This is a genomic window from Lacihabitans sp. LS3-19, assembly GCF_024343575.1.
GTDB lineage: Bacteria > Bacteroidota > Bacteroidia > Cytophagales > Spirosomataceae > Leadbetterella.
This window is the reverse complement of sequence record NZ_RJUA01000001.1, coordinates 1-24752: the sequence shown is the minus strand read 5'-3', so window position 1 is coordinate 24752 and position 24752 is coordinate 1. Positions and strand designations below refer to the sequence as shown.

The 24752-nt window shown below is 35.8% G+C and carries 18 protein-coding genes and 1 rRNA gene; 11 read left to right on the top strand and 8 right to left on the bottom strand.

The genetic code is table 11. From position 1 onward, the window contains the following. Positions 1-140 precede the first annotated feature (140 nt). The gene (locus EGI22_RS00095) at positions 141-1589 is read right to left on the bottom strand and encodes an RNase adapter RapZ (RefSeq protein WP_255065485.1); all 1449 of its coding nucleotides are present in this window, start codon (positions 1587-1589) and stop codon (positions 141-143) included. Between the two features lie 388 nt (positions 1590-1977). After that, positions 1978-3210, bottom strand: a complete 1233-nt coding sequence (locus tag EGI22_RS00090) for an MFS transporter (protein ID WP_255065484.1) — start codon at positions 3208-3210, stop codon at positions 1978-1980. Positions 3211-3364: 154 nt separating this feature from the next. Here EGI22_RS00090 and EGI22_RS00085 point away from each other — a divergent pair, with 154 nt between their 5' ends. From EGI22_RS00085 to EGI22_RS00075, 3 genes are all read left to right on the top strand, one after another. Continuing rightward, complete coding sequence (locus tag EGI22_RS00085; protein WP_255065483.1) at positions 3365-4216, top strand: sugar phosphate isomerase/epimerase; 852 nt, start codon at positions 3365-3367, stop codon at positions 4214-4216. Positions 4217-4307: 91 nt separating this feature from the next. Beyond that, positions 4308-5300, top strand: a complete 993-nt coding sequence (locus EGI22_RS00080; RefSeq protein WP_255065482.1) for a sugar phosphate isomerase/epimerase — start codon at positions 4308-4310, stop codon at positions 5298-5300. Between the two features lie 173 nt (positions 5301-5473). After that, positions 5474-7156: an FAD-dependent oxidoreductase gene (locus EGI22_RS00075; RefSeq protein WP_255065480.1), complete on the top strand. Its 1683-nt coding sequence runs from the start codon at positions 5474-5476 to the stop codon at positions 7154-7156. Positions 7157-7227: 71 nt separating this feature from the next. On the opposite strand, the gene EGI22_RS00070 is transcribed toward EGI22_RS00075, so the two are convergent. From EGI22_RS00070 to gcvT, 4 genes are all read right to left on the bottom strand, one after another. Beyond that, positions 7228-8499 (bottom strand): amidohydrolase family protein, encoded by a 1272-nt coding sequence (locus EGI22_RS00070; RefSeq protein ID WP_255065478.1) that lies wholly within the window; start codon positions 8497-8499, stop codon positions 7228-7230. 892 nt (positions 8500-9391) lie between these two features. Then, positions 9392-9559, bottom strand: coding sequence for a hypothetical protein (locus EGI22_RS00065; protein WP_255065477.1), 168 nt, complete (start codon positions 9557-9559; stop codon positions 9392-9394). Between the two features lie 60 nt (positions 9560-9619). Then, positions 9620-10354, bottom strand: coding sequence for a 3-oxoacyl-[acyl-carrier-protein] reductase (fabG, locus tag EGI22_RS00060; RefSeq protein ID WP_255065476.1), 735 nt, complete (start codon positions 10352-10354; stop codon positions 9620-9622). Positions 10355-10376: 22 nt separating this feature from the next. Further along, positions 10377-11471: a glycine cleavage system aminomethyltransferase GcvT gene (gene gcvT, locus EGI22_RS00055; protein WP_255065475.1), complete on the bottom strand. Its 1095-nt coding sequence runs from the start codon at positions 11469-11471 to the stop codon at positions 10377-10379. 258 nt (positions 11472-11729) lie between these two features. Here gcvT and EGI22_RS00050 point away from each other — a divergent pair, with 258 nt between their 5' ends. The 4 genes from EGI22_RS00050 (at position 11730) to EGI22_RS00035 (ending at position 18944) form a co-directional block, all read left to right on the top strand. After that, positions 11730-12584 carry a tetratricopeptide repeat protein gene (locus EGI22_RS00050; protein WP_255065474.1) on the top strand — a complete coding sequence of 285 codons (855 nt, stop codon included), beginning with the start codon at positions 11730-11732 and terminating at the stop codon, positions 12582-12584. Positions 12585-12700: 116 nt separating this feature from the next. Beyond that, entirely contained in the window at positions 12701-14119 is a 1419-nt protein-coding gene (locus tag EGI22_RS00045; protein ID WP_255065473.1) for an adenosine deaminase, read from the top strand. A gap of 188 nt (positions 14120-14307) precedes the next feature. Further along, on the top strand, positions 14308-17523 hold the full coding sequence (locus EGI22_RS00040; protein WP_255065472.1) for a SusC/RagA family TonB-linked outer membrane protein: 3216 nt from the start codon (positions 14308-14310) through the stop codon (positions 17521-17523). Between the two features lie 17 nt (positions 17524-17540). After that, positions 17541-18944 carry a SusD/RagB family nutrient-binding outer membrane lipoprotein gene (locus tag EGI22_RS00035; RefSeq protein ID WP_255065471.1) on the top strand — a complete coding sequence of 468 codons (1404 nt, stop codon included), beginning with the start codon at positions 17541-17543 and terminating at the stop codon, positions 18942-18944. Between the two features lie 71 nt (positions 18945-19015). Here the strand turns inward: EGI22_RS00035 and EGI22_RS00030 are convergent, their stop codons facing one another. Both EGI22_RS00030 and kdsA read right to left on the bottom strand, forming a co-directional pair. Then, entirely contained in the window at positions 19016-20245 is a 1230-nt protein-coding gene (locus EGI22_RS00030) for a M14 family metallopeptidase (RefSeq protein ID WP_255065470.1), read from the bottom strand. Between the two features lie 45 nt (positions 20246-20290). Next, complete coding sequence (gene kdsA, locus EGI22_RS00025) at positions 20291-21106, bottom strand: 3-deoxy-8-phosphooctulonate synthase (protein WP_255065469.1); 816 nt, start codon at positions 21104-21106, stop codon at positions 20291-20293. Between the two features lie 130 nt (positions 21107-21236). Here kdsA and EGI22_RS00020 point away from each other — a divergent pair, with 130 nt between their 5' ends. The 4 genes from EGI22_RS00020 to EGI22_RS00005 form a co-directional block, all read left to right on the top strand. After that, positions 21237-21473, top strand: a complete 237-nt coding sequence (locus tag EGI22_RS00020; RefSeq protein WP_255065467.1) for an acyl carrier protein — start codon at positions 21237-21239, stop codon at positions 21471-21473. 92 nt (positions 21474-21565) lie between these two features. Then, positions 21566-22813: a beta-ketoacyl-ACP synthase II gene (fabF, locus tag EGI22_RS00015; protein WP_255065466.1), complete on the top strand. Its 1248-nt coding sequence runs from the start codon at positions 21566-21568 to the stop codon at positions 22811-22813. Positions 22814-22846: 33 nt separating this feature from the next. Beyond that, entirely contained in the window at positions 22847-23578 is a 732-nt protein-coding gene (gene rnc / locus EGI22_RS00010) for a ribonuclease III (protein WP_255065464.1), read from the top strand. A 770-nt stretch (positions 23579-24348) separates the two neighbouring features. Beyond that, positions 24349-24752 (top strand): 16S ribosomal RNA (locus EGI22_RS00005); the annotation flags it as partial.

Sequence of the window (24752 nt, the reverse complement as noted above, 5' to 3'; positions counted from 1 at the left end):
TTTAGAATATTTTTCACATAGAAACAAAGATTAAAAACCCTATGTGCCTATGTGTTATTACCTATGTTAACTATGTGTTTAAATTTTCATAAAACTCAATCAAACTTACCACCTTTCTAACTTACCACCTTTCCACCTTATTAATACCTCACCTCCTTAATCCCCTGCTCCACATGTTCTAGCTCCACTTTTACTTTGTATTTGTTGCGGAGGTGGCGGGCGGTTTGTTCGGCTGCGTACACGCTGCGGTGCTGGCCGCCAGTGCAGCCAAAGTTTATAGCCAAACTGTCAAATCCACGAGCCAAATAATCTTCTACCGAAATATCAATGATATTATAAACATTGTTCATAAAATCCGGCATTTTGGTCTGTTGTTCCAGAAAATCTATCACTTCTTTTTCTCTACCTGTGATTTTCTTGTAGGGTTCAAAACGTCCAGGGTTCAAAATTCCCCTGCAATCAAACGCAAATCCTCCTCCATTGCCAGTTTCATCTTTAGGTATTCCACTTTTTTTGTAGCTGAAGCTCTTAACTTTTACTATCAATGGCGTGGTTTCATCGGCTTTTTGAGTCTCAAATCTTTTGATGATTTCGTCACTCGTGATTTGAGCCAAAATATGATCTAAAGTAGGCACAATTAATCCCACTTTTCTGTTTTCCAAGAACCATTTGAGATTATGAAGTGCCAATGGAATACTAGATAAGAAATGTGCTTTTCGTTCAAATAGTCCTCTAAAACCATAAGCTCCTAACACTTGGAGAAGCCTAATTACTATAAAACCGTAATATTGTCTCACAAAGACATCTTTTTGGACAGGTTCTGGCAATAGTTTATCAATTTCAGAAATGTAATATTCCAAAAGTTCGTTTTTCCAATCATTGCTCAAGTCGGCCTTGGCTTGCCAAAGTAAGGAGGCTACGTCGTATTGCAATGCACCACGCATGCCACCTTGGTAGTCTATAAAGCTCACTTCACCTTCGTTCACAATGATATTTCGGCTCTGAAAGTCCCTAAACATAAACATTTTGTGTTCAGTTTTGGTCAAATAAGTTGCCAAAGCATCAAAATCCTCAAGGAGCTGCTGCTTGTCGTAGGCGATTTTGAGGGTATCAATAAAGTAATATTTGAAATACAATAAATCGCTCAATATAGCTTGTTTGCCAAATTCTTTTGCGGTCAAACATTTTTCAAAATCCAGATCTTTTGCACCTAGTATTTGCATTTTAGCCAATGCTGACAAACTTTTTTTATAGAGTTCAAAAACTTCATCCGAGAACCCTTTGGCTTCAAGATTATTGAGTAAAGACTCCTTGCCCAAATCCTCTAAGATATAGATTTTTTGTTCGGTATCGATAGATAGAATCTCAGGTAGGGGAGAACCCACCGACCTAAAATGATTGGTAAAGTAGAAAAAAACTTCGTTTTCCTTTACGTTTTCATTGTAACAAACGATATAAGATTTTTGGGAAGTATTAAAACGAAAATAACGTCTATCGCCACCACTCAAGGGGATGATTTCGGTATTGACAATGGGCTCAGCAATAACTGAAGTAAAATATTCTTGAACGATCTCTAATAAAGGCTTCATTAAACAGAATTAATCTGCAAATATATTGAAAACAAAGGGCGGAACAATTTGAAAAAGCAATTAGCGAAGAAATACCTTTTAAAATATGAGATAAAAATGTTTAGAAGTTTTCTAAAATTGAAATTGTTTTTGTTCTGTAGAAAATATTTGAGAAAGGGAAAACCTAATATTAATCAGGTCTGTTTTTCAAATTATCGAATCAAATTTTATCCTTTAAAAAACAAAAAAATCCGTGTCCCATCCATCCAATCTGTGTGCCAACATTTCAAAAAATTAGGCCAAACTGTTCTCAGGATCAATTTTGAGCCAAAGCAAAGAACTTACCGCAATTAAAACATTAAAAATCCGTGTCCCATCCTTCCAATCCGTGTGCCAACAAATCAAAAAATTAGGCCAAACTCTTCTCAGGATCAATTTTGAGCCAAAGCAAAGAACTGACCGCTAAACAACCCGCAATAAGGAAGAGCGGCAACTCGAAATTATTGGTTTGTTTTACGATAATACCAAAAATAATAGTGATAAAAAAGCCGCCCATTTGCCCTGCAAAATTCATGGTGCCCGTTACTGTGCCTGAGTTTTGTTTGCCAATATCCACACAAGTGGCAAAAGCTACTGGCAAGGCCAAGTCTTTGGAAAGCACGCAAAGTGCCAAAAGATATCCTGCCATTTGGTTGTTTGGCGTAAGACCAGCAAACAAAAAGAAAACAGCCGAAAGGCCAAGTCCTGTACCTGCCACAGCTCTTCTTCCAAAACGTAAACCGTACTTTTTAACGAGGAAGTCACTCAAATACCCACCAATTAAGCATCCAATCGCACCTAAGAAATAGGAAAGTGAAATGAATTTTTTGGTGTCGTCTTCACTCAGGCCGCGGCCTTCTTGAAAATACGTAGCGGACCAATTGGTAAAGAAATAAGAAGCATAAAAAAACAAATGGCACATCAACATTAAATATAAAATATTGGACTGTATTATGACCTTTTTCCACTCTATTTTATGTGATTGAGCTATTCCTCGTCCAGTTTCTATTTCTTTAACTTCTTTTTCTGAGATATTTTTCATTTCGGAAGGTTCGTCTCGAAACCAAAAATACCAAATTGCCGCCCAAAATGAGCCCACCAAACCTAAGACAAAAAAGGACATTCGCCATCCAACGGCATGCACCAATGGAATGACCAATAAAGGCGTAAGTGCACCACCAATACGTGCCGCAGCCCAAATAGCAGCCTGTGCTTTGCCTGTTTCGGTAACAGGAAACCATTTTGATATTGCAATCGAAGTGTTTGGATATGCACCAGCTTCACCCACTCCAAACAGAAACCGTACGACTATCAAATACACAAAATTGAACGCAGTTCCGGTCAAAGCTGTAAAAGTTGACCACCAAATTACCACACGAGTTAAGACTTTACGAGGGCCAATTTTATCTCCCAAAATACCTGTTGGAAGTTCGAAAAGTGCGTATGCTAGTGAAAATGCTCCCAATATATAGCCAAACTGTTGATTGTCGATTTTGAGATCTGCTTTGACGTATTTACTGACAACGTTCATGCATACTCGATCCAAAAATGTGATTATAGAGAGTAATACCAATACGGCCAATACTTTATTGCGTACTTTCATTCGGTTTTAGGGTTTGTAAAAGTAAATGTAATTTATTTTAAGAATTACCATCAAAAGTTTTCAAATTTTTATACTAGAAATAAATGCCTGAGACATTTTTTTATCTGCTTAAAGCTATCTAATTTTAGTTTTTAATTCAACCATAAATAAAAAAATGAAAACCTTAAAATTTATCGTAATTGCATTGATTGGACTTATGGGTCTCACAAGTCAGGCACAAAAAAAGCTATATACTTACCCTCTTGGTGTCCAAGCATATACCTTCCGAAATCATTTCCCCAAGGGCGTTGAACAAACCTTGGATATTATTCAGAAAATGGGTTTTACAGAGCTTGAAGGCGGACCTCAAAAAGGTCAAACAGCGGAGGAGTTCAAGAAAATGTGCAACGATCGTGGCATCAGTATTCCGTCTACAGGATGTGGTTTTGAAGAACTGCAAAAAGACCCTCAAGCTGTAGCCGATAAAGCGAAAGCTTTGGGTGCTAAATACGTAATGTGTGCTTGGATTCCTCACAAAGGCAATGATTTTACATTCGAAGACACCAAAAAAGCTGTGGAGGTTTTTAATGCTGGTGGTAAAGTGTTGGCGGAAAATGGATTGATATTCTGTTACCATGACCACGGCTATGAGTTTCGTCCGCATGAAAAAGGAACCTATATGGATTATATCATCCAAAATACCGATCCAAAATATGTGTCGTTTGAAATGGATGTCCTTTGGACAATTCATGGTGGTGGAGCCGCTACTCCACAAGAACTGTTAAAAAGATACGGAAATCGTTGGAAGCTAATGCACGTAAAAGACCTTAAAATTGGTGTAATAGGTGATAAATCTGGTCACGAACCGGCAGAAAACGACGTAGTTTTAGGTACAGGTCAAGCTGATTGGAAAAAAATATTGAAACTTTCTAAAAAAGCCGGTATCCAACATTATTTCATAGAAGATGAAAGTAATAAAGAATTGGAGAATGTACCCAAGAGTTTGGAGTATTTGAAAAGTCTTTAGTTTTAATATTGTATTTGAAGCTTTTTAAAGTTTAACTAATCTTTACTTATCTTCGCCACAAATTATTTTTCAACCAAATTTATATTTAAAAATGAAGTTCTTAAAATCAACCTTATCATTTGCTTTACTTTTTACGGCATTAGTTTTTTTTAATGCTTGTCAGTCAAAAACTGAAACACAAGAGGAAAAAACGCCAGATCTCAATATATCATTAGCACAATGGTCTTTGCATAAAAGTTTTTTTGGCAACTCCCTAAACGGTGATTGGGCGGCTTTCGGAAAAATGCTCATGGAGTCTCCCGATTCATTATTAAAAGGAACTTTACACCCTGACGATTTTCCAAAAATTGCTGCAGGCTATGGTGTAAATACGATTGAACTTGTAAATACTTTCTACTATAGCAAAGCCAAAGACATGGCTTATTGGGAAGGTTTCAAAAAGAAATGTGATGATGCTGGCGTAAGTGTAGGTTTAATCATGTGCGATGCCCTTGGTGACCTTGGCAATGCAGACTCTGCAGTACGAATGAAAGCTGTTGAAAATCATTATGACTGGGTTAAAATCGCCAAGTTTTTAGGAGCGAAATCAATAAGAGTTAACGCCGCAGGACAGGGAACAGCTGAAGAAGTTGCTATGCATGCAGTTGATGGTTTAACTCAATTAGGGAAATTTGGAGCTCAAGAAGGAATAAATATTATTGTTGAAAATCACGGTGGGTATTCATCTAACGGAGAATGGCTTTCTGGCGTAATGTCAAAAGTAAATATGGAAAATGTTGGAACCTTACCAGATTTTGGGAACTTCTGTCTAGAAAGAGGTCCTGATGGTTGTTTGAAAGAATATGATCGCTACAAAGGAATCGCCGAATTGATGCCATATGCAAAAGGCGTAAGTGCAAAAACCAATGTTTTTGATGCAAATGGTAACGAAAGAGTAATGGATTATTCTCGAATACTTAAAATTGTGAAAGACGCAGGTTTCAAAGGAAATATTGGGATAGAGTTTGAGGGTGACGAGATTAGTGAAGACGAAGGAATTAAAGGTACAAAAGCTTTGATCGAAAAAGTTTTGACTGAAAAATAGTTTCAGAATTTATTTATTAAATAAAAATTTAGCCTAGGTGTATTTTCTACATCTGGGCTTTTTTGTGCAAATACCTGAGCAAGGTCAGTTTTTTTAAGCCTTTAAGGGTGACAAATCTTACATTTTATAAAACTTCGAAGGTCTAATTTTGTATTTCAAAAAGAACACAAAAAATGAAGATAATAATTATTGGTGGTTTGTCTGCTGGTCCATCTGCAGCAGCAAAGGCTAGAAGAGAAAATGAATTTGCAGATATTTTGCTTTTTGAAAAAACGGCAGATATTTCTTATGCCACATGTGGAATTCCATACGCACTTTCTGGTCATATAAAAACACGGGACAAATTGCTTGTTACAGACGTAGAACTTTTAAGAAACAGATTCAAGATCGATGTACATCTTAATGAGGAGGTTACAGCAATTGACCCAAAAACTAAAACTATTGTAACGCCCAAAGGTAAATACAAATATACAAAACTAGTTTTTGCCACAGGTGCTAAGTCTTTTGTACCACCGATTCAAAATTTAGATAAAGCCCAAAACTGGTCTACATGCCGTAGTTTAGGAGATTTTGACCACATTATGGCGGAAGGACTTAACGACAAGGTAAAACATATTACCGTGATGGGAGCGGGTTTGATTGGCATAGAAGTAGCTGAAAACTTGATCCATGCGGGCAAAAAAGTAACCGTCATTGAAGGTGGAGCTACTGTATTGCCGATGTGGCAACCAAAATTTAGTGCATTTGCTCAAAATATTTTAGAAGACAAAGGAATAGCGTTTATCAAAAACACATTTGTAAAAAATGTTATTGTAGAAGAAGGAAAAATTAAAAAAATTGAAATAGGACATGGGCAGTTTTTGGATACAGATTATGTGATAATGAGTGTGGGTATTAAACCAAATACCGAAATGTTACTGAACCTTGGAGCCAAGGCATTGCCAAATGGAGCACTTTTGGTAAATGAAAGTTTCGAAACTTCAATTCCTGATATTTACGCTGCCGGAGACAATGTAAGCATCAACAATTTACAAACGCACGAGCACGATTATTTGCCTTTGGGTACGCACTCCAACAAAGGTGGAAGGTCTGCAGGATTTAATGCCGTTGGGGGAAATGAAAAGCTTTTTGGAGGATATAAAACTGCAATAGTACAATTGTTCAATTATACCATGGCTAGGACTGGACTTGGCCCTAGAGAATTGGATAAAATGTGTATCAATTTTAAAAAGACATTGATAGTGGCTAGTTCTACACCAAGTTATTATCCCGAACCTAAAGATATAATTGTGGAGACTTTTTACGATGCAGATTCTTTGGTGCTTTTAGGAGCTGAGGTTTTTGGTGAAGTTGGCGTAGACAAACGAATAGATGTTTTAAGTACTGCTATCTATGGTAAATTAAAAATTACGGATTTGCCTCAGTTAGATTTAGCATACGCTCCTCCATATTCACCAGCAAAAGACCCGGTGGTTGTAAATGGATATACGGCAACAAATGCCATAAATAATGGATGTTCGCCTCTAAGTGTAGAGGAATTGCACGAAAAAATATCTGAAAACGATGATATTCAAATCATCGACGTTAGAGAGCCAAAAGAGAGGGAAACCAATGGAATAATTGAAGGCTCATTGAACATTCCTTTGGATACTTTAAGAGAAAATCTAGAGAAAATCCCAACAGATAAATTGGTGATTTTACATTGTGCTAGAGGACTTAGAGGGTATTTAGCAGCCAAAATATTACAACAACATGGTTTTAATAATATAAACAATCTGGCGGGAGGATTTAAAGTTTGGAAAGAGTATGTTAGACAATTTCCAATTGCCTATCCAATTTCTTACGAATTAACATAAACAAGCGATTATACTTCAACAAAAAAACCTTCCAGAGCAATCAGGAAGGTTTTCATTTTTATGTTTGGTGCTTATTTTTTATAAACCACACCGTCTTTCATCACAAAACTCATGTTCATTAATGCCAAGACATTTTTAGCAGGGTCTTCGTCTATTGCCACGATATCAGCCATTTTTCCTGGCTCTATTGCACCCAACTGGTCATCCATTCCTAATACTTTCGCATTGGTAATTGTAGCTGCTTTTAGTGCTTCCATTATAGGCATTCCGGCTTCTGTCATGTATAAAAACTCTTTGGCGTTGTATCCATGTGGGTAAACTCCTGCATCGGTTCCAAAGCAAATATTTACACCAGCTTTGTACGCTCTAGCAAACGCATCTTGAATCAAAACACCTGTTTCTAAGGCTTTTTTTACAACAAATGGATGAAAATATCCAGGGATTTTGGCAGAATCAGAAGCTGTTTTTCCAGCTATAATGGTTGGAACCAAATACGCTCCTTTTTCTTTGAAAAGAGCAATGCACTCATCATCAAGAAAGGAACCATGTTCTATTGTGGTTACTCCGGCTCTAAGGGCTCTTTTCATACCTTCGGCTCCATGAGCGTGGGCAGCTACACCAAATCCATAATCTTTTGCAGTTGATATCAAGCCTTCTAATTCGTCGTCTTGAAACTGTGGTCCTTTTCCGTTTTTGGCAATACTCAAAACGCCTCCAGTTGCTGTTATTTTTATCCAGTCGGCACCATCTTGGTATCTTTGTCTTACTGCTCTTCTTGCTTCTTCCGCTGAATTTATAACACCATCAGATGCGTCTTCCGGCAACATTAGCTTTGTACCAATACCATTGGATGGGTCGCCATGTCCGCCTGTGGTTGCTATCGTTTTACCAGAAGTAAAAATTCTTGGTCCAATCACACTTCCTCTATTTATGGCATTTCTTAGAGAAATATTGACATTTGTGCCACCCATATCTCTAACGGTTGTAAAACCCGCCATTAAGGTAACCCTAGCATATTTTTGGGATTCAAAGGCCACATCAGCTTCACTATACTGAATTCGTTTTTGAAACTGGTCTTTAGCTGTTTGGCTTTCTATATGTACGTGCATATCTATCAAACCTGGCATCACATACTTTTTGCTTAGGTCAATAAGCACATCAGTCTTTTCACCTTTTTTTAGGCCTTTTTGTACATCTACTATTTTGTTGCCTTCTACTACAATCGTCATGTCTTTCAACACCAACTGATTTCGGGTATCAATTAAGTTTCCACACTGAATATAAGTTTTCTGAGCAATTGAGATTTGAGAAACTAAAAATAAAAGAAGGAGTAGTCTTTTCATGTTTGAATATTGATAAAAAATAGGGAATGAAATTTAAGGAAATAGGTTTTAAATCGTTTTTTAGTAAAATTCATAATTTATAACAAAGAAAAAAAATTTGTAGAGAAAAGAATTACTTAAAATTCTTAAATTCGATAGTGGATAGTTTAAAGATGATGATTTTCACATAAATTTCACAAAAGTTAAGATCATGGATTAAATGCTTTACTATTAGTTTCCTTTCAGATTTTTTTAACACATAATTATATCAATGCAATTATGATAAAATTCAAGATTAAAAGTTTTACGGGTATAATTTTTTTATTTTTAAATATCCAATCTTCATTTTGTCAAAATTCTGAAATTGGTATAAGAGAATATTACAGATATTATTTTAAGTTTAAAGGGATAGGAAACCAATTTGCTTCTAAAAATAAATACCCCGGAAATCAATTTTCAACGGAAATCAATTTTCAAAAACAAATCTTTAATTCAGAAAATATATATCCTTATTTGAATATAAAATTTGGAGGAGGGTTAAATTTGATAAGAGATGGTTTGTTTTTTCAAACAAAAAACAGCAATGACAATAAAATTATCTGGTTTCCATTTATATTAAATTCTTTTACAATTACTCCTATTAAATTGCGTGATTCAAATGTTAAATTCCGCTCTGAGGTTTATGTTCCAATTAAATTTAATCATCTAAACAAATATTTTCCGGGTCAATTTTTTCCTATTGCAACTTTAGGATATTCACTGATTTTTAATTCAAGAAAAGTATTGTCTAGGCTTAATATTGGCTTTAGTTCAAACATAACGCCTTGTTTGTTGGGAAAAGATGATATTGGAATTAAAGTTCAAAAATTTTACAGAAATTCGTTTTTTTTGTCAGTTAATTTTTAAACCTACTTTAAACTAAATTTTTTCCTAAAAGTAAATCTTCAGGCATAGTTTTATGAACTTTCTCGGCTTTTTCCAGCATTTTATGAACCCTCATCAGCTGCATCATTTTACGAAGCCTTTGCTCATGAATGTTCAATTCAGACACCTTTTTCCCAAGATATAGTTCCTCTTTCATTTCGATAAAATATTAAATCAAGTAATATAAATCTATAACATGAAGATAATCAAAATTTTATCAAACTATCCCTCCATTAACCGAAAGCGTATGCCCATTTACAAATGAGGCATCTTCAGAAGCCAAGAATAAATAGGCATTGGCAATATCAATTGGTAAGCCCATTCTTTTGGATGGAATTTCCGAAACCATTTTGTCGATGACTTCTTTTGGCATAAGGTCCGTCATATCAGTTTTTATAAATCCTGGAGCAACTGCGTTGGCTGTAATATTATGTTTTCCAAACTCTTTGGCCCAGGTTTTTACCATGCCAATGATGGCCGCTTTTGTGGCCACATAATTCGTTTGTCCAAAGTTTCCAGCTATTCCCACTACAGACGAAGTACAAATTATTCTTCCATATTTTTGCTCTACCATGTGCGGTACAATGGCTTTTGTACATTTAAATACGCCTGTTAGATTCACATCAAGAACTGACTGCCACTCATCATGGGTCATTTTGAGCATGCTTTTATCTCGCGTTATCCCAGCATTGTTGATTAAAATATCAATTTTGTGATGCTCTTTTATGATTTCAGAAACGGCATTTTCTATTCCTGCCACGTCAGTAACGGCTACTTTCATAAATTGAGCTTTGCCTCCTGCTTTTACAATTTCTTCAGCAGTTTCTTGTCCTGCATCGAGCAAGTCCCAGATTATTACTGTTGCACCTTCTTTGGCAAAAAGTTCGGCTGCAGCTTTTCCTATTCCACGTGCTCCGCCAGTTATTACGGCTACTTTATTTTCTAGTTTCATTTTCGGTTGATGTTTAATATTTTTATACGCCAGGCTCCACGAAGGGCATTTTACAAACTTGAGCTTTTATAAGCTTCTCTCTAATTTTTATAAAAACTTCAGTTCCTGTTTTTGCAAATTCTGTTTTAACAAAACCCATCGCTATTCCTTTTCCTAAAGTCGGAGATTGTGTTCCTGAGCTTATTTCACCGATTGTATTTCCATCTTCATCACATATTTCGTAATGACTACGAGGAATCCCGCGGTCTATCATTTCTATACCTACAAGTTTTCTTTTAAGTCCAGCTTGTTTTTGTGCTAAAAGACTTTCACTATTTATAAATTCTTTCGTGAATTTGGTCACCCAACCCAATCCAGCTTCTAATGGCGAAGTAGTGTCTGTAATATCATTTCCGTACAAACAATAGCCCATTTCTAACCTAAGGGTATCTCTAGCACCTAATCCTATAGGTTTTATGTCAAATTCAGCCCCTGCCTCAAATATTTTCTTCCAAACCTCTTCGGCAATTTCATTGGGTAGGTATATTTCAAAACCTCCTGCTCCAGTATATCCCGTAGCAGAAATAGTAACATTGGGATGTCCTGCAAATTCCGTCTTTAAAAAAGTGTAATAATCCATAGCTGAAAGATCAACCGAGGTTAGTTTCTGTAACGTTTCAGTTGCTTTTGGTCCTTGTACCGCAAATAGGCTGGTTTCGTCAGAAAGATTTTTCATTTCCACCTCAAAAGTGTTATGGCTACTTATCCAATTCCAATCTTTTTCTATATTTCCAGCATTTACAACCAAAATATATTCTGTGGCATTTACTCTGTAAACCAACAAATCGTCTACTACACCACCATCAAAGTTGGGTAAATATGCATATTGGATTTTTCCATCAAAAAGTACTGAGGCATCATTAGAGCAAACTTTTTGGATCAAATCCAAAGCCTTTTCCCCTTTTAGTGAAAATTCTCCCATGTGGGACACATCAAAAACACCCACACTTTCTCTTACACATTTGTGTTCTTCGTTGTCTGAGGAATATCTTACTGGCATATAGAATCCTGCGAATGGCACCATTTTGCCGCCAATAGATTCGTGAAAGTCGCTTAAGGTTATTTTTTTTGTGTCCATTTGTTGATTACGTTAGTTTAGAATTGCAAATATAATAAAATGAGCGATGGATTTTATTTTACCTATTTATTTCGGTAATATTTAAAACCCTTTTAGCCATTCAATTAAAAAAAAATCTTTTTGTTTAGAAAGTCCAAAAAACCGATTATTTTTGATTCCTTTTTTTTGGCACGAAAATTTCAAAGAATATTTAATAATCTTAAATATTTTTTGAAATAATACGTTTAAATAATGTTTTCTGAAAAATTAAAAGTTTCCGTGAAGAACCATTTTTTATTTCTTTTTTGTGTTTGTGCAAATACCCTCAGCTATTCCCAGCAGATGGTGTTGAAGTCGCAGAATGTAGGTAATAAAATCCTTTCTTCAAAGTCAACCATTCTTACTAAAACTTCAAGTTTACCTACTACTAATACAATTATAGAGGAAGGAAACAATGCAAAACTAGAAGAAGAAAGCGAGGTAGTAATAGTAAATAAAACGGCTCCTTCAGGTGTTGATATTAATTTTTTGCCGCTTTTTGGGCGATATACGAAAACAGAAGCTCAGCAATTAGATGACTACATGTTTTTGTCTGATTGTGATAAATCATTTAAATCTCGAAGTGAGGCTTCTGATTTTTTTTCAAAAATGGGCTGGGATTATCTGTCAGAAGGAGACAAAAACACTGCCATCAATAGATTTAATCTTTCTTGGTTATTAAACCCTGAAAATATTGATCCTTATTGGGGTTTAGGGGTTATAGAATATCAATCATCCAATTTTTCGAATGCCATAAAACTCATGACAAAAGGGATTGATATTTCGAAAAACACAAATTATGTGCTGAAGGTGGATTTGGCAACTGTTTACATAAAAATGGCCTTCGACAATCCTAACTCTATGATAGAAACAAATATCGCAAGAGGATTAGTAAATGATGCATTGGAAATACAGCCAAAATATACTCCTGCATACATGCAATTGACTTTGTTAAACATATTCGAAAATAAACCCGATGAAGCTTGGGAGTCATTTCATAAGGGATACGAACTTAATAGTCAGGAAATAAATCTTGAAATACTTAACGAGCTACTTCAAAGAAAGGATGATCCCAAAGGGATTTTTAAGAAATAAATGCTTTTCGCTTTACAAATAACCTACAATTAATCCCTTAAGCTTTATTTTCATTTAGGAATAAACTATCTTTGAAAGAATTTAAACTCAAGTTTAAACTCAACAAAACCTTTCCAGTGAAAAAACTTCTCTTCTTATTTTTATTAGGTTTTTATACCGTTTCAAGCCAATCTTTCGACATTAAATTTGATTCCATTCGCAACAATACAGCCTTGCTAAGGTCTTTTTTTTCGGCAATGCCAAAGGGGGGAGATTTGCACCACCATTTTGATGGATCGTTATACGCTGAAACGTTTTTTGAAAACGCTATTCAAAACAAATTGTGGCTAAACACACAGACTTATATTCTTTCAAAAAATCCTGAGAAAGCAAAAAACAAACCTGGTGTCTGGGTGCAATTATCTAATATTAAAAGTCAAGATAGTCTTTTGTTTTTACAACAAAAGCTTTCTGAAAAATGGTCGTCCAAAGATTTTAATATTTTAAAAGGACCATCTGACGATCATTTTTTCAGTACTTTTTCAGGATTTGAAATAGTTAATAACGAAGATATTGGCAAAGGGTTATTAGAATTAAAAAACAGAGCACAAATAGAAAATGTACAATATATTGAAACTATTTTATTGCAACATTATCAATCAGAAAAGACCGAGTCTTTGGAAGGATTTAATTTAAAACTTTGGAACGCTCAAGAAAATAAGGATGAAAAATTATTGACAGAAATTTTAGATGAGGTTTATGATAATTTACTAAAATCTAACCTCGAAAAACAAGCAAAGGAATATAATAAGAAAATTGAAAAAACGCATTTAGCAAACCGTATAGATGATGATTCGTTTACTTTAAGATATCAAAATGCTGTACTACGTTTAAAATCTCCAGCTCAAGTTTTTGCTGATTTGGTGCTTTGTTTTGTTTCTTCATCCAATAGCCAATTGATCAATGGAGTAAATATTGTAGGTCAGGAAGACCACAGGGTGGCGATGTCAGACTATTGGCTCCACATGCGTATGTATAGGTACTTGAATTCAAAGTTTCCGAATATTCAAAATTCACTACATGCTGGAGAGCTAACCCTTGGTATGGTAAAACCTGAAGAACTCAGTTGGCATATTGAGGAGGCCATCGACGTAGCTGGAGCAAAACGCATTGGGCATGGAATTGATATACCTTTTGAAAAAAATGGAAAAGCTATTTTAGAAAAAATGCATAATGAAAACATTGCAATAGAAATTAATTTAACCAGCAATGAGTTCATTCTAAAAGTTAAAAACGACGAACATCCTATCTCACTTTACAAAAAACACAGTGTGCCGATTGTCATTTCCACAGATGATGCAGGTGTTCTTAGAACAAACTTGACAGAACAATACGTTTTAATGGCTAAACGTTATCCTCAATTCTCTTATTCTGACATAAAGCAAATTGTTTTTAACAGTATTCAATATTCCTTTATTGAAGATTCAACTTTGAAATCTAGGCTTATGCTTGAACTCAAAAATGATTTTGAGTCTTTTGAGAAGGATCATTTTTAGAATTTCTAATATGAAATGCAACATTTGGCTTTAAAAAATCACTTTTATTTTAAACAATTTGCAAGTTTTATTATTAATAACTCCAAATAACCTGGACAGTCTCAATTATTAAAAAGTTTTTTTATTGGTATCGTTTCTGTAATTTTAAATTTTATATCTCATTTTTTTAACAAATTAAACTTCAATTTATGAAAGTAAAACTACCCATTTTGCTCCTTTTGATGTTTTGTGCTATTTCAAGTTTTGCACAAAAAACAGTCAAAGGGCAAGTAAAAGATGAATCTAGCCAGGAGTCTTTACCTGGAGTGACAGTGACTGTTCCAGGCACAAATGTTGGAACTTCTACAGATGCTGACGGAAATTTTTCTATTTCTTTACCAAGCAACGCCAACGAGCTTAGTTTTAGTTTTATAGGCTATGATGCTAAAATGGTTACTATAGGTGCCCAAAGTTTTATAGATGTAAAACTAAGTAGCGATGTAACAAACCTTCAAGAGGTTGTAGTAAATGCTTTGGGTTTTAAAACCAAAAGAGATAGGTCAGGCTCCACGTCTTCTAGTGTTTCTTCAGATGCTATAAAGAGTAGCGGCGAAGCAAACATTTTAAATAGTCTGGCTGGTAAAGCTTCGGGTGTGAAAATCGCTCGCTCAAATGGTGATCCAGGTGCTGGTACGAATATTCAAATCCGTGGGGCAAATACTATTGGAGGGAATACTCAGCCATTGGTAATTGTAGACGGCGTGCCATTGTCAAACGATAACTTGTATGGATCTGGAAGTTCAAGATCTGGAGGAGTTTCTCAGCAATCTCGTTTAAATGACTTAAATCCTGAAGATATCGAATCAACTCAAATTCTTAAAGGTGCTTCTGCGGCTGCTCTTTGGGGTTCGAGAGCTGCAAATGGGGTTTTGGTTATTACAACAAAACAAGGCAAGTTGAATCAAAAAATGAAAATTAGTTACTCTGCAGCTTACTCAATGGATGAAATAAACAGAAAGCATCCAATGCAAACTGTTTATGGACAGGGTTCTGCGGGGAAATACAGCCCAACAGCGACAAATTCATGGGGAGATAAAATTGCCAATAGAGCTGGAGGAGCTGATATTTTCAACACTACTGGAGAATATTTTTTGGGGGACAATGGTCAAACTATTTACCCAATTACCACTAAAAATTCCAAAGAACTTTTTGTTAATAGCAATTTCGATCAGGTATTTCAAACGGGTTCTTATCTAGATCAAAACCTTACGATATCTGGAGGTAGCGGTAAAACCACTAATTTTTTTAGTTTAGGGTATTTAAGCCAAAAAGGTATTGTTAAAAATAGTGATTATGATCGTTTTTCGATGAGATTCAATAATCAAACGTTTTTCAATAATAAAGTAAACCTTACTACAAAGGCTAACTATATTTTTACAAATAGCAACAGAATTCAACAAAACTCCAATACTGCTGGACTTTATTTGGGATTGTTAAGACAGCCTGCTGATTTTGATATGTCAGCCTATAAAGGCACATATTTTGATAAAGCTGGTGTAGCTACTTTGGGAAGACAAAGAAGTTATAGAAGATATTTAGGAAATAATATTAACCCTACATATAACAACCCGTTGTGGACTATTTACGAACAAAAAGCGACAACCGCTGTAAACAGATTTAATGCTAACTCCAACCTTAACATAAATCCAGTAAGTTGGTTGCAATTAGACTTTAGGGGCGGAATTGATACATATGTTGATAAAAGAGTTTATTTCTCTCCAATCGGTTCAGCAAGTTTTAATAATGGTAGATTAGATAATGAGAATTTTATTAATTCCGAAATTAATTTGGATGCGATAGCTAGAGCTGATTTTCCAAACTTAGTTCCTGATAAAATTGGTCTTAATGCTACTTTAGGATATAACATCAATGATAGAAATAGAAATAGCCTATATGCAGCTACGCAAAATTTCTTGGTAAATAGTGACCTTCAAAACTTTAACAATGGAGTTGCTCCATTTGAAGTATCAAATAACACCAATCATATTCGTTCAAACAGATTGTATTCGATTTTGTCATTTGATATATTCAAACAGTTATTTTTGAATATATCAGGTACGCAAGAGGCTGCTTCCACTATCAGTGGTACATATTTTTATCCTTCTACGGACTTGGCTTGGCAGTTTTCAAATCTTAAAAATATCACAAATGATATTTTCTCTTTCGGTAAGTTAAGGTTGTCATATGGTCAGGTAGGAGTTCAGCCTACAGCATATAAATTTGGTACTACTTATGAAACCTTTACTTATTCTACTTACGACGACGCACTTGACATAAACGAGTTTGGAGGAGGTTTTAGATTAAATGATGACCAAGGAAATGCTAATTTGAAACCAGAAATCAAAACTGAATTTGAAATTGGTACTGATTTAAGATTCTTTAAAGATCGTCTAAATTTAGGATTGACCTATTATAGAAACGAAATCAAGGATATCTTACTTGCCGTAAACTTATCTCCTACATCTGGTTTCCTTTCTAAATATGCCAATGCTGGTAGAATGGAAAATAAAGGACTAGAGCTTGATTTTGGATATAAAATCTTAGCCAAAGCAAACTATGGATTTGATATTTACGGAAACTGGAACAATAACCAAAACAAGGTTTTAGATTTAGCGGGAGTTGATAGAGTGGCTTTAACTGATCAATCGATTACATCCAATGCTATCGTAGGACAGCCATTGGGAATTTTGTTTGGAAGTAGAGCCGCAAGGAATGAAGACGGTAGCTTGAAGCTTGACGCTAATGGATTCCCAACTTTAGACCCTCAACAAGGAATTATAGGAAATCCAAACCCGGATTGGAGAGGAGGCTTAGGTTTTAGAGGATATTTCAAGAAACTAAGCTTTAATATCTTATTTGAAAGATTCCAAGGAGGAGACTTTGCAGAAAGAACAAGATTTGTCTTGAACAGTTTCGGAACTTATGAAGATACAGGTCATGAAGTTACTTTAACAAAAGACCTCAAAAACTCTGCTGGAAAAACCTTTACGTCAGGAACTACGGTACGTGGAAATATTTATAATTATGGTGGAGGAGATGTGCTTTTAGATGAGTCATGGTATACTACACTAGGTGGAGGTCTTGGTGGTTCTGCAATAAATGAATTTTCGATAGCAGATGGTAGCTGGACACGTCTTCGTGAGATCTCAATGGGATACAATTTCGGAGGAGAGAAATTCAGAAAAGCTACGAAGTTTAATTCTGTTGACTTCTCAGTTTCGGGCAGAAACCTACTTCTTTGGACAAAAATCAAAGGTATAGATCCAGAAGTTAATCAATCGGGTGTTGATAATGGATTCGGTATTGAATATTTTACTAATCCAAGTACACGTTCGTGGGTTTTCACTGCAAAACTTAATTTCTAAAATCTAAAAAGAATAAAATGAAAAAGATAAAATATATAGTGCTGTCTCTGATGTTTTTCACAACAATTAGTTGCGAAAGCTTAGTAGATGGAATCAATAATAATCCAAACGAGATATCTTCTGATTCGTTTGAGGCAGGTGTTCTTTTATTGAAAGGAATAGAACTTGCTGATATTTCTGTTCAAGCAGGTCATCAAACACGAATTGGTGGGATGTGGTCTGGACAAACTAAAGGTCTTATTCTATTATACAAAAGTATATACGAGTATAACCTTTCGGCTGAAGAAACCAATGGTATCTGGGAGAATGCTTACCAAGGAGTTGTTAAACAAGCTCGCGTTTTAAGAGAACAAACCAAGTCTAGTCCTAAAGCAAAGCAATATTCTGGAATTACTAAGGTGCTGGAAGCCAATGCTTTGGGTACAGTAGCTAGTTTATTTGGCGATGTGCCGTTTTCTGAGATATCAAACGATGAAATCTCAGACCCAAAATTTGATTCTCAAAAATCTGTATTTGCTGGGTTACAAACTCTTTTAGACGAGGCTATTGCCGACTTAGGGGCTTCAACAAGCTCTGCTATTCCTGAAGATTTAATGTTAGCAGGCAATGTAACAAAATGGAGTAAAGTAGCTCATACGCTTAAGGCTAGATTCTACATTTATACCAAGGAATACGATAAAGCCAATCAGCAAGCACTTTTAGGTATTTCTTCTACCTCCGAAGCTTTGGCATTTACACCACCTAATATCGGAAATGGTAGCTTGAATTTAAACTACAAAATGATAAACGAGAGAGGAGGATATTGGGGATTTAATGGTTCTCATCTTGATAACCTATTATCTGGCAGCCGCAATAATGCCAAAACGGCTGAAGGGGCACGTTTAGCATATTACAAGTTTGATGGTAACTCAGCTTCAAATAATAAAGGAATAGCTGCGGCTAGTACTCCAATCACCTTAGTTGGTTATGAAGAAAACTTGCTCATTTTAGCCGAAACAGCTGTAAGGACAGGTAAAACAGCAGATGGCTTGGTTCAGTTAAATAAGCTTAGAGCTCATTTAGCAAGTGGAAAAGCATTTACTAAATTGAATGCAACCAATGAGCTAAAATACGATGCCTATGAATTATCAGACTTTGATAAAGGAGGAATTGAAAACGTTGACAATCTTGACCCAGTTAGGGCTCTTTTACGTGAAATTATTGAGGAAAGATATGTATCTGGTTTTACAGGCCTTCTAGCTTTTGATGATTTAAGAAGGTTAGGAGCTAAAGAAAAGGACATTGCCGTTCTTCCTCCTTATAATTCTCCGACTATCGCTCAATACCCTCAAAGATTTGTAGTGGCTCAGTCAGAGTTAAGTGCAAATACCAATGCTCCACAGGATGCTGGTATTTTTGCTATCACAGAAGTGAACAAGTAAAATTTTACTAGAGGTTTTTTCAAAAAAAGCCCTTTTGATTAATTTCAGAAGGGCTTTTATCTTTTTTCGTATTATTTCAAAAGTATCTCCATCATTTTCATGGCTGACAATTTGCCTTTCTCTTCAATAAAATCCCTCGGTGTGTCATCACCAATTTCATAGGTAATTCCCACGGCATTAAAATTTACAAAAAACCAGTTCTTAGATACAGGTTGACCAAGTTTCGAAGGTGCGATTTTGGGTTTGTATCCAATCAATCCATCTTGTATTGATTTTAGCCAAGTATTAGTAAAATTTGGCAAAACCGAAATGGAGTCACTTAGATTTGTGTAATATACGTCGTCAAAAGTAGAATGAAAGTCAATACCCATTACTACTCTGTTTTTTGTTGATTTAATATAATTATTTACAAAATCATTAATGGCTCTCGTCTCAGGTTGATTATATAATGCCCAATCCCTATTCAAATCTATTCCACCAACATTGTGTCGCCAATGGCCAAGAGCTACCCCGTCAGGGTTTAGCATCGGAAATACCAACACATTATATTTTTCAAAAAAGCTGCTTTTTGTTTCGCTGGGAACCAACAAGCCATCAATAAAAGCCTTGAGGGCAAATTGCCCCGTCACTTCTGGTGGGTGTTGTCTACTAAATAGTACTATTAAATTCTTTTTTTTATTTGACTTTTCGCTTATTTCAAAATATTTAATGTCTCTTTTTTGAGTACTAAGCCCTGCGTTTCCTATATTAATATTGTCATTTTCTGCTTTTAATTCATCTAGCCAATTATTTAATTCTTTTGCAGTAAAAAGCTCCTGAGCTGAAACCCATGTTGTATCTGAACTAATATTTAATCTTAAAATTTCTTTGTTTTCATATTTACCCAAGGCACTTGAGTCAATTTTAACCCAACCTTTGCCATCGGCACTAATTTTGGGTAAGTATCTATGTTTAGATTTTCCATAGTCGAACACCAAATAGATTTTTTTAGGGGTATTAGACCATATTTTAAATGAATACCAAGGGCTTGGATTTATCGGTTCGTTTTCCGGATAGCTTTCTACCAAAAAAGTAGAGTCATTTATTGGGCTAAAATTATTTAGCCTTGCACCATCAAATTTATTGCTTGCAGATACATTTTGAGGTGTGCTAAATTCTTTTCTCTCTTGAAACCTAATTTCTCGAGATTTGGTGTCAACTATTTCTGCATAATAGTTTTTAGAATTTGTTTTTAAAGGTATAATCGTTTTTTTGCAACCCAAAAAAAGGACAAATAAAAACAAACCAATAAAAATTCTCATTGTTGTAAAATTAAGGATTTAATCCAGATCCAAAGAAAAACCAATTTAAACGATCGCCTCTCTTATTCTTACCAATTCCACCAAAAGTTGTTCCATATTATTTAAATGTAGCATATTTGCTCCATCCGACTTTGCGTTTGCAGGGTCAGGATGGGTTTCTAAAAATAAACCGTCAGCCCCTACCGCAATAGCTGCTTTAGCAATAGTACCTATCATTTTAGGATTTCCGCCAGTTACACCAGACGTTTGGTTGGGCTTTTGAAGCGAATGAGTACAATCCATAACCACCGGAGAGCCAAACTCCCGCATATCTACAAGATTTCTATAATCAACCACTAAATCTGAATATCCAAAACTGTTCCCTCTGTCAGTCAACATTCCTTGCACATTTGGGTTCACAGATTTTATCTTTTCTATAGCAAAACCCATTGAAGCACCCGAAAGGAATTGACCTTTTTTTATATTTACCGCCTTTCCTGTTTTGGCAGCGGCTTCTAAAAGCTCGGTTTGTCTACACAAAAATGCTGGTATTTGTAAAACATCGACGTAAGCTGCAGCCAATTCCGCCTCTTTGGTTTCATGGATATCAGTTACTGTTGGTATATCAAATGTCTTTCCAACCTCTTCTAGTATTTTCAAAGCTTTTTCATCTCCAATTCCCGTAAAGCTGTCCGCTTTTGTTCTATTTGCTTTTCTATAACTTCCTTTGAATATATATGGAATCTGAAATTTCACGCACAAGTTATTTATCTTTTCCGCGATTGTTAAAGCCAATTCTCTGTCTTCTATTGCACATGGACCTGCTAATAAGAAAAAATTATCTTTATCGTATTTGGCTATTTTATCTAGTTTAAGCGTCATTTTTGATTATTATTTTAATTTTTTTGTAAATATCCGAACAAACTTCCAATCAAAAAAAATTGATTCGTTTTGTTGGTTTCACATAAAATCCATTTCTTTGCATTGTTTTTCACCAAAATACATTTTTAAAATGTCTGATATAGCATCTAAAGTAAAGAAAATTATTGTTGAGAAGCTTGGCGTTGACGAATCTGAAGTTACAGCCGAAGCCTCATTTACTAACGACCTTGGAGCGGATTCGCTTGATACTGTCGAGTTAATAATGGAATTTGAAAAAGAGTTTAATGTTTCTATTCCTGATGACCAAGCTGAAAACATTCAGACTGTAGGTCAAGCGGTAACTTATTTAGAAGAAAACGCTAAATAATTATTTTCTCTTTCAATAAAGTTCAATATTCAATTGTTAAATGTTAATTTGCATTTTCAATAGGATATTGAATTTTTAATTTTAAAACAAATATGACATTAAAAAGAGTTGTCGTTACTGGATTGGGTGCCTTAACACCTATTGGTAATACTGTTGAGGAGTTTTGGAATGGATTGTCAAATGGTGTAAGCGGATGCGATTTTATCACACGATTTGATGCCACAAATTTCAAAACAAGATTTGCTTGTGAAGTTAAAAACTTTGAAGTAACAGACTTTATCCCGAGACAAGACGCTCGAAAAATGGACTTATTTACCCAGTTTGGCGTAGTCATAGCTGATCAGGCTATTGTGGATTCTGGCCTTTCTGAAGAGAATGTCGATTTAAATAAAGTCGGTGTAATCTGGGGTTCTGGTATTGGAGGCTTAAAAACCTTCGAAGACGAAATGATATCTTTTGCTCAAGGTAATGGAACACCAAGGTTCAATCCATTCTTTATACCAAAAATGATCGCTGATAGCGTTTCCGGCCAAATATCAATTAGACACGGTTTCCGTGGGCCAAACTACGTAACTGTTTCAGCTTGTTCATCTGCTAACAATGCAATTATAGACGCATTCAACTATATTCGTTTAGGTAGAATCACCGCTTGTATCTCTGGTGGTTCTGAAGCCACTGTTGCTCAAGCAGGCATTGGAGGTTTTAATGCCTTAAAAGCACTTTCTGAAAGAAACGACGATCCAAAGACTGCCTCTAGACCTTATGATCAAGACCGTGACGGTTTTGTGTTGGGAGAGGGCGGAGGAGCTATAGTCTTAGAAGAGTACGAACATGCTAAAGCGAGGGGAGCAAATATTTACTGTGAGTTAATCGGTGGAGGTTTTTCTTCAGATGCCTATCACATCACTGCACCACATCCTGAAGGCTACGGTGCTTATCTTTCTATGAAAGACGCTCTCGAAGATGCTCAAATAGCACCAGAAGAAGTAGACTATATCAATACCCATGGAACTTCAACTCCGCTTGGAGATCCACAAGAAATTAAAGCTATTGAGCAATTGTTTGGGGATCACGCATTTAAAGTATCAATAAGTTCTACAAAATCAATGACTGGCCATTTATTAGGAGGTGCAGGAGCTGTTGAGTCAGTAGCAGGTATTTTGGCTATCAAACATCAAATGGTGCCACCGACTATTAATCTATTCAATGTTGACGAGACTATAGATCCAAGAATAGACTTAACGCCAAATGTTGCCAAATCAAAAAAAATAGATGTAGTATTAAGTAACTGCTTTGGTTTTGGTGGCCACAATGCCACTCTTATTTTCAAAAAAGTATAAAAAGCCCACATCAGCCATGTTAAATATATTTTAATGGAAATTGGAAAAACATTTTTAGGCTTTTTAAATAAAGATGTAAAGCAAAAAGAGTTCAGGAAGTCGATTGAGCAAATAATAGGCTCTAAGCCTAAAAACAATTTGCTTTATCAATTAGCTTTTAGGCATACATCAGCTTCCAAACATAACGGTTTCAATAATTTCAAAGAATCCAACGAAAGACTTGAGTTTTTGGGCGATGCAGTATTAGGCATGGTGGTAGCAGAATATTTGTTCAAAAAATATCCTTTTAAAGATGAAGGATTCCTAACAGAAATCCGCTCAAGGATCGTTAATAGAGAATCATTAAATGTAGTAGCCAGAAGATTTGGACTTGATAAACTGATAGAATTTGACGGCCAACGCAACTTTCATCGGACCTCCATGTTCGGTGATGCAATGGAGGCTCTGATTGGAGCTATCTATCTTGACAAGGGTTTTGCTTTTACAAAAAAATTCATTGTTAATAAATTACTCTCAAACCACTTCGATTTAGACGAAGTAATATCCAACAATACCAATTACAAATCAACTATTTTAAGCTGGGCACAGGCAGATGGTCGTAAAGTCGAATTCCTTATAGTAGAAGAAAAAGGCAAGAACCATAGCAAGGAGTTCATTGCCCAAGTTTTGGTCGATGCTAAAGTGATCAGTTCTGGAAGTGGCTGGAATAAAAAGAAAGCCGAACAAGATGCCTCAAGAAGAGCCTGCGAGATATTAAGTATCTAGTGATTTAATTTCCTTCAAAAATTAGTATTGACATATTTCAGAATATTTTAAATTTTAATACTTTCGAGTAATAAACTTTCTATTATACTTTAGGGCGTGCCCCTACACCCAACACCTTTGTTTTAAAATTTCAGCTTTTTGCCTTGGGTGGAGGGTCGTGCAGAGCTATGCTCGTAATCTTAGCATTTTCATGCTCAATTATTTTCCCGCTTTTGTGTCCGGCCACGGCCAGGCCACAAAGAGCTCCACTACTATCCCTCACGCTTTCCCCCGCCAAAGTTTCTGTCATCACAAACATTACCCAACGCTAATATTTATATCCCCGCAAACTTTTCAGACCGAAATCAGTATCCAATTAGATATAACAATCGGATAAATAAACAGGACAAAAAGAAGAAGTTTAATTGGGAAGAAACAAGAAGATACTGAAAAGCAGAGGATTAGGGGAAGTGGATAAAAAGGCATATAAAATAAAATTTGGAAAAGGGGAAAAAGAAGTGCTACCTTTGCACTCCCAAACGGCGAGAGAGAAGAAATAGGAGAGTTAGTTGGGATAAAGTACATTAAAAATAAATAAATTTTTTTCGATAAAAATTTGGGAAATAAAAAAAGGTTGTTACCTTTGCACCCCGATTAAACGAGAAGGATTAAGAGTTTAGAAGGGAAAGCTTGAAAAGGCAACGAGCTCACTACGGTGGGATAAAGTTCATTAACTTATTGGAGATAGAGACGAAACACGAAGTTGGGAGATCTTTCTGTTAGTAGATATTACTATGGAGAGTTTGATCCTGGCTCAGGATGAACGCTAGCGGCAGGCTTAATACATGCAAGTCGAGGGGGCAGCAATGTCACCGGCGAACGGGTGCGTAACGCGTATGCAACCTACCTACATCAGGGGGATAGCCCTAGGAAACTGGGATTAACACCGCATAATAGAGACTCTGGCATCAGAGACTTTTGAAATATTTATAGGATGTAGATGGGCATGCGTAGGATTAGCTAGTTGGTAAGGTAACGGCTTACCAAGGCTACGATCCTTAGGGGCTCTGAGAGGAGTATCCCCCACACTGGCACTGAGATACGGGCCAGACTCCTACGGGAGGCAGCAGTAGGGAATATTGGGCAATGGAGGCAACTCTGACCCAGCCATGCCGCGTGCAGGAAGACGGTCCTC